This is a genomic window from Methylotetracoccus oryzae, assembly GCF_006175985.1.
In the GTDB taxonomy this organism is placed as follows: Bacteria; Pseudomonadota; Gammaproteobacteria; order Methylococcales; family Methylococcaceae; genus Methylotetracoccus; species Methylotetracoccus oryzae.
In genome coordinates this window covers 238571-252344 of the sequence record NZ_SRSH01000001.1, presented here as the reverse complement: position 1 = coordinate 252344, position 13774 = coordinate 238571, and the positions used below count along the sequence as shown (strand labels likewise).

Below are 13774 nucleotides of genomic sequence, written 5' to 3'. Positions count from 1 at the left end.
CAGAGCCAGTAATGCCAGCAATAAGCAGGGTATCCGCATCTCGTGCGCTCTAGAAAAGGTCGCCGAACCGATGTCCATCACCGAGATCCCGGACTGTTTCGTTGTTCTTGTACTGGTAACCGCCGCCCAGATCCTGATAGAGCGTCACGATGCTCAACAACTGGGCCAGCTTGCTCTGGGCCGTCATGATCGCCGCCTGATTGAGCGTGACACGCAGAGCCAGCACCTGTGGCCCGCCGACGAGTCCTTCCTGATGGCGCAGCTGCTCGTTGCGGTAGCGCTGATCCGTGGTGCCGTAGAAGGCCAGCATGCGGTCCAGGCTGTCGGTATATTTCTGATGCGACGACAGATCGCTGTCGACGGCCGCAAAGGCGGTCTTGACCGTTTCCTGGTAGGCGAAAAAGTCCGCGTAGTACTGTGCCTTTGCGGACTTGATGGCGCCGAATGCGCCCAGATTGAGTATCGGCATGTTGATGCCACCCTGGTATTGCCAGTAACTGTCCTTGGCGGTGAACAGATTGCTCAGGGAGTTAGATGCCAGGCCCAGTGGTGTGGTCAGCTTGACCGTCGGGAAGAAGATGGCCGTATTCACCCCGATGTTGGCATTCGCCTGCTTCAACACGGCAGCGGCGTGGATGACATCCGGGCGGTTCTTGAGCACCGTCGACGGGAGATTGCCGGTGACGATACCCTTGTACTGCAGGTCCATGAAGGGCTGTCCGGGCGGTATGGTGCCCGGATTCTCGTTCAGCAGCACGTGAATGGCATTGCTCAGCCGGACGATGTTGTACTCGATCACCGGGATCTCGGCGTTCGCCTTGGCCAGTTCCACCTCGTACTGTTGCAGCGTGAACAGCGAAATCAACCCGGCCCGGTGCGCCTCCGAATACTTTGCAACGACTTCCTGCAGGTTCCTGACGAGTTGCCGCTGCTGCTCCAGCCGGTATTCCTCCTCCCGCAGGCTGAAATAACTTCCCGTGACCTGGCCGATGATGGCCAGGCGGACCGCGTTCTTGGCCGCGACGGCACTCGCGATATTTGCCTCGGCCTGTTCCTGGTTGCGCAGCTGCTGGAGTATGTTCAGCGAGTAGTTGGGCACGAAGCCCGCCGAGAACGCACCGGGGAAGGGCAGGGTCGTGTAGGTGCTGTCATTGCGGTCGTGCTGGGTCGACATGTAGCCCGCGCCGAGATTGACCGTCGGTACCCAGTTCATCTCGATCTGCTGCAGGATGGCTTTGGCCTTGTAGACCCCGCCCACCGCGGACTGGATGTTGTTGTTGCGCTCCAGGGCCTTGTCGACCAGCTGTTGCAGCAATGGATCGCGGAACTTGTTCCACCATGCCATCTCGGGAATCCGTTCGGCGCCGATCTTCGCGTAAGCGTCCTGGGAGCGCCACGCGCCGGGCGCCTGGTTTTGCGGCTCCTGGTAGTCGGGTCCCCACAAGCTGCAGCCGCTCAATGTGGCCGCGCCGAACAAGCACAGATACGATCGCATCGACTTTGCGTTGCCGCCGGGCCTCACTGGAATCGGGGATTGCGTTCGGGCGGGAGCAGGTCAGGAGACTGCTGCCGCCGCCGGGGAACTTGCCCTTGGTGCGATCCGGTGGCTTTTCGCACTGTCCAGACCATTCCTCAGATTGACCCGGTAGCCCGGTCAGTGATCACCGGTTGCCCTGAGCCGCCGACAGGCGACCACGCAAGCGGCACAGGAGCCGGGCAGTCGCGATGGTCGCCGGATCGGCCGGTCACTGCTCAATGCCCGGTGATGCGGATGTCGAGGCTGTAGTCGGCGGCCTCGTTGCGGCGCGCTGCGGCGCGCATCAGGTAAACCCGCACGGTATAGCCACCATTCTTCGGCAGCGCTCCCGAATAGTGGTTGCTCGAGTCGGCGCTGACGAACAGGGCAGAGTCAGCCCCCGGCGGCAGGATGTTGAAATAATTCATGCGATTGCTGGATTTCAGCGTCACCGTCATGGTCTGTCCTTCCCGAGCCACGAGTTTGTAGTCGATGGTCTCGTCGCCCTTGATGTGACCTTTCAGCGTGATGCTGTCCTTGCCTTTGGCAAACTGCACCGTCTTCTGCTGGATGGCGTTGTCGGCCCAGGCGGGCGAGACCAACAGGCCGAAGCACGCCAACGCGAGTGGGGCGTATCGTTTCACGGAATTGGTTCCTGCTGTGTGACAAAGGGGACTGGTGCGGCTGTCAGCCCGCATCGGACCGAAACCGTCCCGATATATTGCCTAAGCCGTATGATACAGGAAGGGCCGCTATTCCTTCCGATTAGCCGCTTCAGTCGGCTGTCGCCGGGAACATCGCTCGGTCGCCGTGTAGGCAGATCACATACCCACCAAGCCACCCGGTAAGCCGCCGCCTGTCGCGTCGGAGCAGGCAGACCCTGTGGTGAAAACCCGCACAGGGCGATCGCTTTCGGCCGTCGATCCCGGTCAACGAGTCCGGTATCGGGCCGACGACACGGTGCGAGACATCGGCGACGCGTGTGGCTGCCGGGTTCTTCAGTACTCGACGACCCGATCCACCTTCAGCAGCCAGCCGGCTTCGCCGGGTTTGAGCTTGTATTGAATCTGCCGCATGCCGCCGGTGGGCTTGGTATTGGTGTCACCTTCGCGGTAAACGGGAAAGCGTTGGACGAAGGTACCCTCGACCACGGCGAACTCGTCATGCCCCATGTAGCCCTTTCCCAACTTTGCGTCCTCGGCGACGGACGGCAGATAAATCTCGCTCAGCGATTTGCGACGATTGGCGGAGTACGCGACGAGCATGCCGTAAGAGCCACTACCGGCGGAGGTCACGTAGACATACAGTTCGGGCGAGCGATCCGCGTTGATGTCGGCGATCTCGGCCCCGGTTACGGTGCCGTCGACGGTTCGGACGATGGGGGCATTGTCGATTTCCAGTCCGGATGGGGTGATCTTAAGGGTGTTTTGCGAACCGTCGTTGCCGCTGGAGACGTGGAAGCGGATGCCATTCAGTTCCAGCTTGCGGTCGAATCGGCCGCCCGCCGCGGGTCCGGTCGCGGCTCCGGCGGTTGTCTTGGCGCCCCCGATCGCGAAGTCGAGCGAATACTTGGCCGTTTCGTTGCGTCGCGCTGCGTTGCGCATCAGGTAAACCCGGACCGTGTACTGACCATCCGCGGGCAAGTCACCGACGAAATGGTTGCCGGAGGTCGAACCCACGAACAGCGCGGTCTCGGAGCCGGGTGGCAGAACGTTGAAATAGGCGGAGGCATTGCTCGGCTTGAAGTCGACCGTCATCGACTGGCCGGCCTTGGCCTGCAACAGATAGTCAACGGTCTGGTCGCCCTTGAGGGTGCCCTTGACGCTAGCGCTGGTGGCGCCCTTGGCGAAATGGATGGGTTCCCGGCGGATCGTCTCCGCGGCAAGTACGGTCGGCGCTGCAACTAGCAGGAATCCGAACAATGTCCACTTGAAAGCTGGCTTCACGGCGGAATCTCCGAGGCGAGTAGAGGATTGCCACACGACGGGTGCGTAATGGGCCGGCGACAGGATACCGGTTGCGGGTGTCGAACTGCCATCAAACAGTGGGAATCCGCTCCCTATGCCTTGGGACAGCGGTGTGCGCCTTACTGACCGGAGTGCCCTGCGGCGGCGGGGGCGGGCCGTATGTTCGGCACCGCTGGAACGGGGGCAATGGCGCGAGTTGAGGATGCCTGCTTGCATTCGGCGCCAAATTCGGAGCGTACGCGGATGCGTGCTATACTCCGCGGCTGCATTGCTCTACGGTTGCAAAAGCTCATTCATGGCGAAAGAAGATCATCTGGAGATGGAGGGCAAGGTCATCGAGACCCTGCCCAACACGACGTTTCGGGTCCAGCTCGATAACGGACACATCATCACGGCCCACATCTCCGGCAAGATGCGTAAGAACTACATCCGCATCCTGACCGGCGACCGCGTGAAGGTCGAAATGACTCCGTACGATTTGACGAAAGGCCGAATCACCTTCCGTCAGCGCTAAGGGTAGGGCGCATCAGCGCCACCCGTCGCTACACCGTTTCCACTGCCCGTTCGGTATTCCTAACGTCCAGGGTCAGCCCCGCGCCGTCCGCGGCCAAGGCGATGCGGACGATGCCGCCCGCCTTGAGCGTTCCGAACAGAATCTCTTCCGCCAACGGCTTCTTGATGTTGTCCTGAATGACGCGCGCCATCGGTCGTGCGCCCATTCGCGGATCGAAGCCATGCTCCGCCAGCCACTGTCGCGCCTCCGGCTCGAGCACCAGCGATACGCTTTTCTCGGCGAGTTGCGTTTCGAGCTCGAAGATGAACTTGTCCACGACTTGCCCGATGATGTCGATGTTCAGCGGCTTGAACTGGATTGCCGAGTCGAGCCGGTTACGAAATTCCGGCGAGAACAGACGCTCGATGGCCTTCATGCTGTCGGTCGTGTGGTCCTGCTGCGTGAAACCGATCGACGGCCGACCCCCTTCGGCGGCTCCGGCATTGGTCGTCATGACCAGGATGATGTTCCGGAAGTCGGCTTTGCGGCCGTTATTGTCCGTGAGCGTGCCGTGATCCATGACCTGCAGGAGCAGATTGAAGACATCCGGGTGGGCCTTCTCGATTTCGTCGAGCAATAGAACAGCGTGGGGATGCTTGTTGATCGCTTCGGTCAACAGTCCGCCCTGATCGAAGCCGACGTAGCCGGGCGGTGCGCCGATCAAACGCGACACCGTGTGCCGCTCCATGTATTCGGACATGTCGAAACGAATCAGCTCGATACCCAGCACGCGGGCCAGCTGACGCGTCACCTCGGTCTTGCCGACGCCGGTCGGGCCCGCGAACAGGAAGGCGCCGATCGGTTTTTGCGTCTCGCGCAGGCCCGCTCGCGACAGCTTGATTGCGGAGGCCAGGGTCGTGATGGCCTCGTCCTGGCCGAATACCAGCAGTTTCAGGTTCTTCTCGAGTTCGCGCAGCTTGTCCTTGTCGTTGGTCGACACGGTCTTCGGCGGGATCCTGGCAATCTTGGCGACGATGTCCTCGATTTCCAGTGTTCCGATCAGCTTGCGCCGGCGTGACGGCGGCAGCAGGCGTTGGCTCGCCCCGGCCTCGTCGATCACGTCGATGGCCTTGTCCGGCAGGTGGCGGTCGTTGATGTAACGGCTGGACAACTCGGCCGCGGTCTTCAGCGCAGCCAGCGAGTACTTCACGTCGTGGTGTTCCTCGAAGCGCGACTTGAGCCCACGCAGGATGTGGTAGGTCTCCTCGACCGTCGGCTCGTGGATGTCGATCTTCTGGAAGCGGCGCGCCAGTGCGCGGTCCTTCTCGAATATGCCCCTGAACTCCTGGTAGGTGGTCGATCCGATGCAGCGCAGTTCGCCCGAAGCCAGCACGGGCTTGATCAGGTTGGATGCGTCCATGACGCCGCCCGAGGCCGAGCCGGCGCCGATGATCGTGTGTATCTCGTCGATGAACAGGATTGAATTGGGTTCCTTCCGCAACTGCGCCAGCAATGACTTCAGACGCTTTTCGAAGTCGCCGCGGTATTTCGTCCCGGCGACCAGGGCACCCAGGTCCAGCGCATAGATCACGCAGTCCTTGAGCACTTCGGGGACGTCATTCTCGACGATCTTCTTCGCCAGACCCTCGGCGATCGCGGTCTTGCCGACGCCAGCCTCGCCGACCAGCAGCGGGTTGTTCTTGCGCCGGCGGCACAGCACCTGCACGGTCCGCTCGATTTCGTCCTTGCGACCGATCAGCGGGTCGATCTTGCCCTTGCGGGCCATTTCGTTCAGGTTCGCCGCGAATTTCTCGAGCGGGTTGCCGACCGGGCTTTCGCTGTCGTCGCCTTCCGGCGCCGCGCCGCGGGGTGACGGTTCGCTCTCGTCACGCACTTTCGAGATGCCGTGCGAGATGTAGTTCACGATGTCCAGTCGCGTCACGTCCTGCTTGTTTAGCAGATAGACGGCATGGGAGTCCTGTTCGCTGAAGATGGCGACGAGCACGTTGGCGCCGGTCACTTCCTTCTTGCCGGAGGATTGCACATGGAAGGCCGCCCGTTGCAGCACCCGCTGAAAACCGAGGGTCGGCTGGGTCTCGCGCTTGACGCCCGGCGGAATTTGCGGGGTGGTCTCATCGAGGAATTCGTTCAGTTCCCGCCGCAACCCGTCGACGTCGCCGCCGCAGGCCTTGAGCACTTCCACGGCCACCGAGTTGTCCAGCATGGCCAGCAGCAGATGCTCCACCGTGATGAATTCGTGGCGCTTCTCGTAGGCCATCCGAAACGCCGTATTCAACGAATATTCGAGTTCTTTGCTGAGCATAAGAATGGCCTGGGTTAGGAGGGCTCGTTAAGCTTCTTCCAAGGTACACAATAGCGGATGCTGATGTTGCCGTGAATAGTCGGTTACGACCTTCACCTTCGTCTCCGCGACATCCTTCGAAAAGACCCCGCACACGCCAACGCCGCGCGTATGCACGTGCAGCATCACCTGCGTGGCTTTCTCCTCGTCCATGCCGAAGAAGTTCATCAAGACGTCCACGACGAATTCCATCGGCGTGAAGTCGTCATTGAGCAAAATGACTTTGAACAGCGGCGGCCGCTTGAGTTTCGGCTTGGCCTCCTGTACCAGGAAGTCGTCGCCGGGAACCCGGTCGGGAAACTGTGCCATCTGCCAAACCTGTACTGCAATCAACTATATATGCTGCCGGGTCATCGGTGCCCCGGATTCCAGCTTACCACGGAGAGTCTGCGCCGCGCCGGGACGACGCACGCATTCGGCGCCGGATACCGCGGCCTCGCGGCTTTGGACGGCGCCGGGGCCATTAGGTTGCAGCTTGGGTGGCCCGGGCCGATCCGTGCGGCATCGGGAACGCCGCTTCGTCGGCTGCGGACATCGGGTAGAATGCCGGCCCTTACCCGCGAGATCGGAGTTCACATCGCGACGACCAGTGTCCTGCCACCCAAGGGCACGCGCCCCGGATCCCTTACGGCATTTTGATAGCATAGGCGTCTCGACAATACAATTGGACCGACGGTGAAGACTGCATGTACGAACGCGAAATGGCGTCTGGGACCCGGGAACGACCGCGCGTAACCGTCGCCGCCGTGGTGCAACGCGACTCGCGCTTCCTGTTTGTTTTGGAGCGCGCCGCCGACGGGCGACTCGTGATCAATCAGCCCGCGGGCCATCTCGAACGCGGTGAGTCGTTGATGGAGGCCGTGGTCCGCGAAACCCGCGAGGAAACCGGCTGGCATTTCGTCCCGGAAGCCGTGGTCGGCGTCTACCAGTGGCAGCATTCGATTTATGGCCCGAACTACGTGCGTTTCGCGGTCTGTGGTGAAGTCACCGTGCGCGACGAAGCTCCGCAACTGGACGAGGGGATCGAAGACGTGTTGTGGCTCGACTGGCACGAATTGAACGAAAGGTCAGACCAGCTGCGCAGTCCGCTGGTCCGCAGCGTGGTCGCCGATTACCTGGCGGGTGAGCGTTATCCCACCGGCCTGATCAAGGTCGTTCACGGGCCGGTAGCCAGCTAATGGAGCGCATCGTCCTGGGTATGTCGGGCGGCGTCGATTCCGCGGTGGCGGCGTTGCTGCTGCTGGAGCAGGGTTTTGCGGTCACCGGCCTGTTCATGAAAAACTGGGAGGAGGACGACGGCACCAGCCTATGCACCGCGAAGCAGGATCTGGAGGACGCCAGCCAGGTCTGCGAACGGCTCGGCATCCCGCTCCGCACGGTCAACTTCGCCGCTGAGTATTGGGACGACGTCTTCGAGGTTTTCCTGCGCGAATACCAGGCCGGACGAACGCCCAACCCCGACATCCTGTGCAACAAGCACATCAAGTTCAAGGCCTTTCTGGAGCACGCCCTGGATCTCGGCGCCGAGCGGATCGCGACCGGACACTATGCCCGCGTCGGCGGGGACGGCGGTCGACGCACGTTGCTGAAGGGCAGGGACGCCGGCAAGGATCAGAGCTATTTCCTGTATGCGATGGGGCAGGCCGCGCTGCAGCGGTCGCTATTCCCGGTCGGCGAGTTGCACAAGTCCGAGGTGCGGGCAATGGCGCAGCGGGCCGGCTTCGCGAACCATCGCAAGAAGGACAGCACCGGCATCTGCTTCATCGGCGAGCGTCGCTTTCGGGAATTCCTGGCCCGCTTCCTGACTGGTGAGCCCGGCGAGATGCGGACGCCCGACGGGGCCGTTGTCGGGGAGCACTATGGCGTGATGTATTACACGCTGGGTCAGCGGCAGGGCCTCGGCATCGGCGGTCGCAAGGACGGCGGCGGCGATGCGTGGTATGTGCTGGCCAAGGACACGGCGACGAACACGCTAATCGTGGGCCAGGGACACGATCACCCGCTGTTGTACAGCGACACGCTGGAAGCCGACAGCCTCGACTGGCTGGGCGAGCCGCTGCGGCAGCCCTTGCGCTGTGTCGCGAAAACCCGCTACCGCCAGCCGGATCAGGCCTGTCGGGTGCAGCCGCTCGCCGAGGGGCGGGTGCGGGTCAGTTTCGATCGGCCGCAACGCGCGGTCACGCCCGGTCAGTCGGTCGTCCTCTACGCGGGTGACGAGTGCCTGGGCGGCGGTATCATCGCCAACGCCTACAACCAGAATACGCTCGCCCAGGCGCCGGCCGTCGCCGCAGCCTGAGCCTCTGCACCCCGTTCACTTCAACCACGCTCAGAATCCGCATGCAGCCTTTGTCATCCCTGACCGCCATTTCGCCTGTCGACGGCCGCTACGCCGATAAGGTCGCGAGTCTGCGGTCCCTGTTCAGCGAATATGCCCTGATCCACTTCCGCGTGAAGGTCGAGATCGGCTGGCTCGAAGCCCTTGCGGCAGACTCCGGCATAGCGGAGGTGCCGCCGCTCAGCGCCGCTTCGGCCGAACGCCTGCGGCGCCTCGCGGCCGAGTTCGCGCCGGAGGACGCGGCGCGCGTCAAGGAGATCGAGCGCACGACCAACCACGACGTCAAGGCCGTCGAGTATTTCCTGAAGGAACGTCTGGTCGACTCGGCCGAGCTCAGCCGGATCTGTGAATTCATCCATTTCGCATGCACCTCCGAGGACATCAACAACCTCGCGTACTCGTGCATGCTGAACGACGCCCGCTCGACCGTGTTGTTGCCGGAGATGGATCGCGTGATCGAGGCGCTGCGCGTCAAGGCGCATGAATATGCGGCCGATGCGATGCTGTCACGGACCCATGGCCAGCCGGCGAGTCCGACGACCATGGGCAAGGAATGGGCGAACGTCGTCGCGCGCCTGCGCCGGCAGCGGGACCAGTTCGCCATGGCAAGTCTGACGGGCAAGATCAACGGCGCGGTCGGCAATTTCAATGCCCACGTCGTAGCCTATCCCGAGGTCGACTGGCAGAGCTTGGCGCGGCGGTTTGTCGAATCGCTGGGGCTGGTCTGGAATCCCTATACGATCCAGATCGAGCCACACGACGGAATCGCCGAATGGGCCCACGCGCTGGTGCGTTTCGACACGATTCTTACCGATTTCAACCGCGACATCTGGGGCTACATCTCGGTCGGCTACTTCAAGCAGCGTGTCGTAGCGGGGGAAGTCGGCTCGTCGACGATGCCGCACAAGGTCAACCCGATCGACTTCGAGAATTCCGAGGGCAACCTCGGACTTGCGAACGCGTTGCTGAGCCACTTCGCCGAAAAGCTGCCGATCTCGCGATGGCAGCGCGATCTGACCGACTCCACGGTGCTGCGGAATCTCGGCGTGGCCGTCGCACATGTGCTCATCGCGCTGCAGTCGACGCTGAAGGGCGTCTCGAAGCTCGAGATCGACCGCACCGCGCTGCACCGGGATCTCGACGACAACTGGGAGGTGCTCGCCGAGCCGATCCAGACGGTCATGCGCCGCTACGGCGTGCCGCAACCTTACGAAAAGCTCAAGGAACTGACCCGCGGGCGACGCCTCGGGGCCGACGATCTGCGCGTCTTCGTCGCAGGTCTCGACCTTCCGGCCGAGGCCAAGGCCCGACTGCTGGCACTGACCCCCGAAACCTATCTTGGCTATGCGGAGCAACTTGCGCATGAAATCTGAATCGCAGCGCCGCTGCGTGTCGTTCTGGAGTCCCCTGATAGGCGCCGTGCTGTTATGGGCTGCCGGCGTCACTGCGGTGACCGCCGCACCGGTCGACCGGCTGCGAGCTTTCCTGGCCGGTGCCAAGACCTTGCAGGCCGATTTTTCGCAGGTGCAGATCGATGCCAAGGGGAACGCCTCGGGTAAGAAGACCTCCGGCGTGTTCTATCTGGAGCGGCCGGGCAAATTTCGCTGGAACTACACGCAGCCCTTCCATCAGGAGATCGTGACCAGCGCCAATAAGGTCTGGTTTTACGACGCGGACCTGGAGCAGGTCACCGTCAAGCAACTGAACGAGGCCATCGGCTCGACTCCCGCACTGTTGCTGAGCGGTGAGATTGCGATCGAAACCAACTTCACGATCGAAGACCAGGGCACCGACGAGGGCATGGCCTGGATCCGTCTGTTGCCGAAATCGGAAGAGAGCGGTTTCAAGTACGTCTTGATCGGGCTGGTCGGGGACGATTTGCGGGGCATGGAACTGAACGACAATTTCGGGCAGGTCACGCGCATCTATTTTTCGAACGTCAAGCGCGGTCTGCGCCTGTCGCCCGAGCTGTTCAAGTTCACGCCGCCGGCCGGCGTGGACGTGTTCGACGAAAAGAGCCGTTGACCGTTTCCAGCGACTACCGCCCGCTCGCCGACCGGTTGCGGCCCACCAGGCTCGACGAGTTCTGCGGGCAGCGGCATCTGCTGGCACCCGGGAAGCCGCTATACGAGGCAGTGCGTTCGGCGCGCCTGCATTCGATGATCCTGTGGGGGCCGCCCGGCACCGGCAAGACCACGCTGGCACGCATGGTCGCGCAGCAGGCCGACGCCGAATTCGAGCCACTCTCTGCCGTGTTGTCGGGCGTCAAGGACATCCGCGATGCGATCGCCCGGGCCCAGGCGCGGGCCGGCTACGGTCGGCGGACCCTCCTGTTCGTCGATGAGGTCCATCGCTTCAACAAGTCCCAGCAGGATGCGTTCCTGCCGCACATCGAAGACGGCACGATCTATTTCATCGGTGCGACCACCGAGAATCCCTCGTTCGAGTTGAACGGCGCGCTATTGTCGCGGGCGCGCGTGTATGTGCTGAAAGCCATCGATGAAGACGATTTGCTGGCCGTGCTGGAGCGGGCGCTGCGGACCGAACTGGCGTCGCCCGAGGGGAGGGTCTGGGACTTTCCCGAAGAGATCCGCCGCTGGTATGCGCGCGCAGCCGGTGGCGATGCGCGTCGACTCCTCGGTTTTCTTGAAATCACCGCTGACCTGATGCCCGACGCCGCGGCCCCGGTCGTGTCGCGCGAACTGGCCGAGCAAGTGTTGGCGGGTGGCCTGAGTCAGCGCTTCGACAAGCAGGGCGAGGCCTTCTACGACCAGATCTCCGCCCTGCACAAGTCGGTGCGCGGCAGCGACCCCGATGCCTCGCTGTACTGGTTGAGCCGCATGATGGTCGGCGGGTGCGACCTGACCTATCTGGCGCGGCGCATCGTTCGGATTGCCTCGGAGGATATCGGCAATGCCGATCCGCGGGCGTTGGCTCTGGCGCTGAATGCCTGGGATGCCCAGGAGCGGCTCGGCAGTCCCGAGGGCGAGTTGGCGCTGGCCCAGGCCGTCGCCTACCTGGCCTGTGCACCGAAGAGCAATGCCGTCTACCGCGCCTTCCAGGCCGCGCGGGCCGAGGCCGATGCGACGGGTACGCTGGAGGTGCCGCTGCACCTTCGCAATGCGCCTACGGCACTGATGCGCGGGCTGGGTTACGGCAAGGCCTACCGCTACGCGCATGACGAACCCGATGCCTACGCGGCCGGCGAAGTGTATCTGCCGGAGGGATTGCAGGGCCGCATCTACTACCATCCGGTGCCGCGCGGGCTCGAAATCAAGATTGCCGAGAAGCTGGCGGCGCTGCGCGCGGCCAGCGGGATCGCCCCGAAGACCGATGCGTCATGACGCCGCGCCGGACCTGACCGCCCTCCAGCGAGCGCTGATCGGCTTGCTGGCCGACGGTCGGGCGCATTCCGGCAGTCGGCTCGCCGCGGCTCTGGGTCTGAGCCGCAGCGCGATCTGGAAGGCGATCCACCAGCTCGAGGCTTTGGGCCTGACAGTCCATGCCGTTCCGGGCGCGGGTTATCGCCTGGATGCCCCGCTGGAACTGCTGGATGCGGAGGTGATCCGACGTGCGCTGACGCCTGCTGCTCGGCCGCTGGCGGGCGAGATCCGGGTGCATGAGTGCATCGAGTCCACGAACGCCGCACTGCTGGCGGCTGCGCGTGAGGGCGCGCCGCGCGGCACGGTCTGTCTGGCGGAAATGCAGACCAAGGGCCGCGGCCGGCTCGGGCGAATCTGGCACTCACCGTTCGCCGGCAACATCTACCTGTCGGTGCTGTGGTCGTTCTCGGATTCGTCGGTGCTGGGCGGGCTGAGCCTCGCGGTCGGGGCCGTGCTGATCCGGGCGCTACGCGCGGCCGGTGTCGCCGAGGCCGGTCTGAAATGGCCTAACGACATTCTCTGGAACGAGCGCAAGCTGGGCGGTGTGCTGGTCGAGGTTACCGGTGAGACGCACGGCCGCGTCGCTGCCGTCATCGGGATCGGCCTCAATTGCCATCTGACCGCGCGGGAGGCGGAAGCGATCGATCAGGCCGTCGTCGATCTGCACGGCATCCTGGGTGAGCGCGTGCCCTCGCGCAATCAGTTGGTGGCGGCGCTGCTGGCTGAGTTGCTGCCGATGCTCGCGTGCTTCGAGGAGCGCGGCTTCGGCGCGCATATCGGGGAATGGCGGCGCTATCACGTCTTCGATGGGCGCCGGGCCCGCTTGGAATTGGACACGACGGCGATCGAGGGCTGCATCGCCGGCGTCTCGGCATCCGGCACCCTGCTGCTCGACTGCGACGACGGAGTGCGGCGGGAGTTTGCTTCGGGGGATGTGAGACTACGTCCGGTCTCGGCATGAGGCTGCTGGTCGACATCGGCAACACTCGGGTCAAATGGGCCTGTGATGCGGGCGCGGGTCATCTGATCGCCGGCACGAGCTTTCCGAGCGACATCGAAGCGCTGCCGGGTGAATTGCAGCGGCACTGGGGCGGGATTGAACGTCCGTCCGCGGTGTGGGTCTGCAATGTAAAGGGCGCGGAGCTCGAGCCTGTCCTGACCGACTGGTGCACCCCGCTCTGGGGCATGGCGCCCCGCTGGATTCGCAGCGCGCCGCAGGCACATGGCATCGTCAACGCCTACGCCGATCCGTCACGGCTCGGTGCCGACCGCTGGGTCGCGATGATCGGCGCCGTGGCGGTATTCGGCCTGCCGGTTTGTGTGGTTAGCCTCGGTACTGCGGTGACGGTCGATCTGGTCGACGCCGATGGTCGCCACCGTGGCGGACTCATCGCGCCAGGTCTCGGTTTGATGAAGGACAGCGTGTTGCAACGGGCGGAAGGCGTCAGGCCCGAGGCCGACGTGGAGCGTTCCGCATTCTGGGGGCGTGATTCCGGTGCCTGCCTGGAAAGCGGCATCGTTCAGATGACCGTTGCATTGGTCGAGCGCGCCGTCCGTCAGGCTCACGAGGACTTGCTCGCCGAACCCACCGTGGTGCTGACCGGCGGTGATTCCGCGACGATCGCGCCACGGCTGTCGATACGCCACGAGCAAGCCCCGGACCTCGTGCTCGAAGGCCTTGCGCGCTACGACGGGTAGCACGCGCATTACACCAGGAG

General features: G+C 63.5%; 13 protein-coding genes. 8 read left to right on the top strand and 5 right to left on the bottom strand.

The genetic code is table 11. The features are described 5' to 3' along the window. Positions 1-49 precede the first annotated feature (49 nt). The 3 genes from BWR02_RS01135 to BWR02_RS20755 form a co-directional block, all read right to left on the bottom strand. Complete coding sequence (locus BWR02_RS01135; protein WP_139555930.1) at positions 50-1495, bottom strand: efflux transporter outer membrane subunit; 1446 nt, start codon at positions 1493-1495, stop codon at positions 50-52. Positions 1496-1752: 257 nt separating this feature from the next. Further along, the gene (locus BWR02_RS01130; protein WP_139555929.1) at positions 1753-2160 is read right to left on the bottom strand and encodes a hypothetical protein; all 408 of its coding nucleotides are present in this window, start codon (positions 2158-2160) and stop codon (positions 1753-1755) included. A 354-nt stretch (positions 2161-2514) separates the two neighbouring features. Beyond that, entirely contained in the window at positions 2515-3462 is a 948-nt protein-coding gene (locus tag BWR02_RS20755) for a PliI family lysozyme inhibitor of I-type lysozyme (protein ID WP_162559959.1), read from the bottom strand. Between the two features lie 316 nt (positions 3463-3778). Between BWR02_RS20755 and infA the strand changes: the two genes are divergently transcribed. After that, positions 3779-3997: a translation initiation factor IF-1 gene (infA, locus tag BWR02_RS01120; RefSeq protein ID WP_129882982.1), complete on the top strand. Its 219-nt coding sequence runs from the start codon at positions 3779-3781 to the stop codon at positions 3995-3997. Positions 3998-4025: 28 nt separating this feature from the next. Here the strand turns inward: infA and clpA are convergent, their stop codons facing one another. Both clpA and clpS read right to left on the bottom strand, forming a co-directional pair. Next, positions 4026-6299 (bottom strand): ATP-dependent Clp protease ATP-binding subunit ClpA, encoded by a 2274-nt coding sequence (gene clpA, locus BWR02_RS01115; RefSeq protein WP_139555928.1) that lies wholly within the window; start codon positions 6297-6299, stop codon positions 4026-4028. 27 nt (positions 6300-6326) lie between these two features. After that, complete coding sequence (clpS, locus tag BWR02_RS01110; RefSeq protein ID WP_129882980.1) at positions 6327-6647, bottom strand: ATP-dependent Clp protease adapter ClpS; 321 nt, start codon at positions 6645-6647, stop codon at positions 6327-6329. 377 nt (positions 6648-7024) lie between these two features. Between clpS and BWR02_RS01105 the strand changes: the two genes are divergently transcribed. The 7 genes from BWR02_RS01105 to BWR02_RS01075 are packed head-to-tail and all read left to right on the top strand — an operon-like array spanning position 7025 to position 13754. Further along, a complete protein-coding gene (locus BWR02_RS01105) occupies positions 7025-7516 on the top strand; it encodes an NUDIX hydrolase (protein ID WP_129882979.1) in 492 nt (163 codons plus the stop codon). Beyond that, the gene (mnmA, locus tag BWR02_RS01100) at positions 7516-8634 is read left to right on the top strand and encodes a tRNA 2-thiouridine(34) synthase MnmA (RefSeq protein ID WP_139555927.1); all 1119 of its coding nucleotides are present in this window, start codon (positions 7516-7518) and stop codon (positions 8632-8634) included. Before BWR02_RS01105 ends, mnmA begins: the two co-directional genes overlap by 1 nt. Positions 8635-8675: 41 nt before the next feature. Further along, positions 8676-10046, top strand: coding sequence for an adenylosuccinate lyase (gene purB, locus BWR02_RS01095; protein ID WP_201276087.1), 1371 nt, complete (start codon positions 8676-8678; stop codon positions 10044-10046). After that, the gene (lolA, locus tag BWR02_RS01090) at positions 10036-10698 is read left to right on the top strand and encodes an outer membrane lipoprotein periplasmic chaperone LolA (RefSeq protein WP_139555926.1); all 663 of its coding nucleotides are present in this window, start codon (positions 10036-10038) and stop codon (positions 10696-10698) included. The genes purB and lolA overlap by 11 nt, the downstream gene beginning before the upstream one ends. Then, positions 10695-12017 carry a replication-associated recombination protein A gene (locus BWR02_RS01085; protein ID WP_139555925.1) on the top strand — a complete coding sequence of 441 codons (1323 nt, stop codon included), beginning with the start codon at positions 10695-10697 and terminating at the stop codon, positions 12015-12017. The genes lolA and BWR02_RS01085 overlap by 4 nt, the downstream gene beginning before the upstream one ends. Further along, on the top strand, positions 12007-13017 hold the full coding sequence (locus tag BWR02_RS01080) for a biotin--[acetyl-CoA-carboxylase] ligase (RefSeq protein ID WP_139555924.1): 1011 nt from the start codon (positions 12007-12009) through the stop codon (positions 13015-13017). The genes BWR02_RS01085 and BWR02_RS01080 overlap by 11 nt, the downstream gene beginning before the upstream one ends. Then, positions 13014-13754 (top strand): type III pantothenate kinase, encoded by a 741-nt coding sequence (locus BWR02_RS01075; protein WP_139555923.1) that lies wholly within the window; start codon positions 13014-13016, stop codon positions 13752-13754. The genes BWR02_RS01080 and BWR02_RS01075 overlap by 4 nt, the downstream gene beginning before the upstream one ends. Positions 13755-13774: the final 20 nt, after the last annotated feature.

Bases quoted from the DNA above. Each gene is read 5' to 3' on its own strand.
- infA (WP_129882982.1), top strand. From the start codon at position 3,779: ATGGCGAAAGAAGATCATCTGGAGATGGAGGGCAAGGTCATCGAGACC.
- BWR02_RS01075 (WP_139555923.1), top strand. From the start codon at position 13,014: ATGAGGCTGCTGGTCGACATCGGCAACACTCGGGTCAAATGGGCCTGT.
- BWR02_RS01135 (WP_139555930.1), bottom strand. From the start codon at position 1,495: ATGCGATCGTATCTGTGCTTGTTCGGCGCGGCCACATTGAGCGGCTGC.
- clpA (WP_139555928.1), bottom strand. From the start codon at position 6,299: ATGCTCAGCAAAGAACTCGAATATTCGTTGAATACGGCGTTTCGGATG.
- mnmA (WP_139555927.1), top strand. From the start codon at position 7,516: ATGGAGCGCATCGTCCTGGGTATGTCGGGCGGCGTCGATTCCGCGGTG.
- lolA (WP_139555926.1), top strand. From the start codon at position 10,036: ATGAAATCTGAATCGCAGCGCCGCTGCGTGTCGTTCTGGAGTCCCCTG.
- BWR02_RS01105 (WP_129882979.1), top strand. From the start codon at position 7,025: ATGTACGAACGCGAAATGGCGTCTGGGACCCGGGAACGACCGCGCGTA.
- clpS (WP_129882980.1), bottom strand. From the start codon at position 6,647: ATGGCACAGTTTCCCGACCGGGTTCCCGGCGACGACTTCCTGGTACAG.
- purB (WP_201276087.1), top strand. From the start codon at position 8,676: ATGCAGCCTTTGTCATCCCTGACCGCCATTTCGCCTGTCGACGGCCGC.
- BWR02_RS01080 (WP_139555924.1), top strand. From the start codon at position 12,007: ATGCGTCATGACGCCGCGCCGGACCTGACCGCCCTCCAGCGAGCGCTG.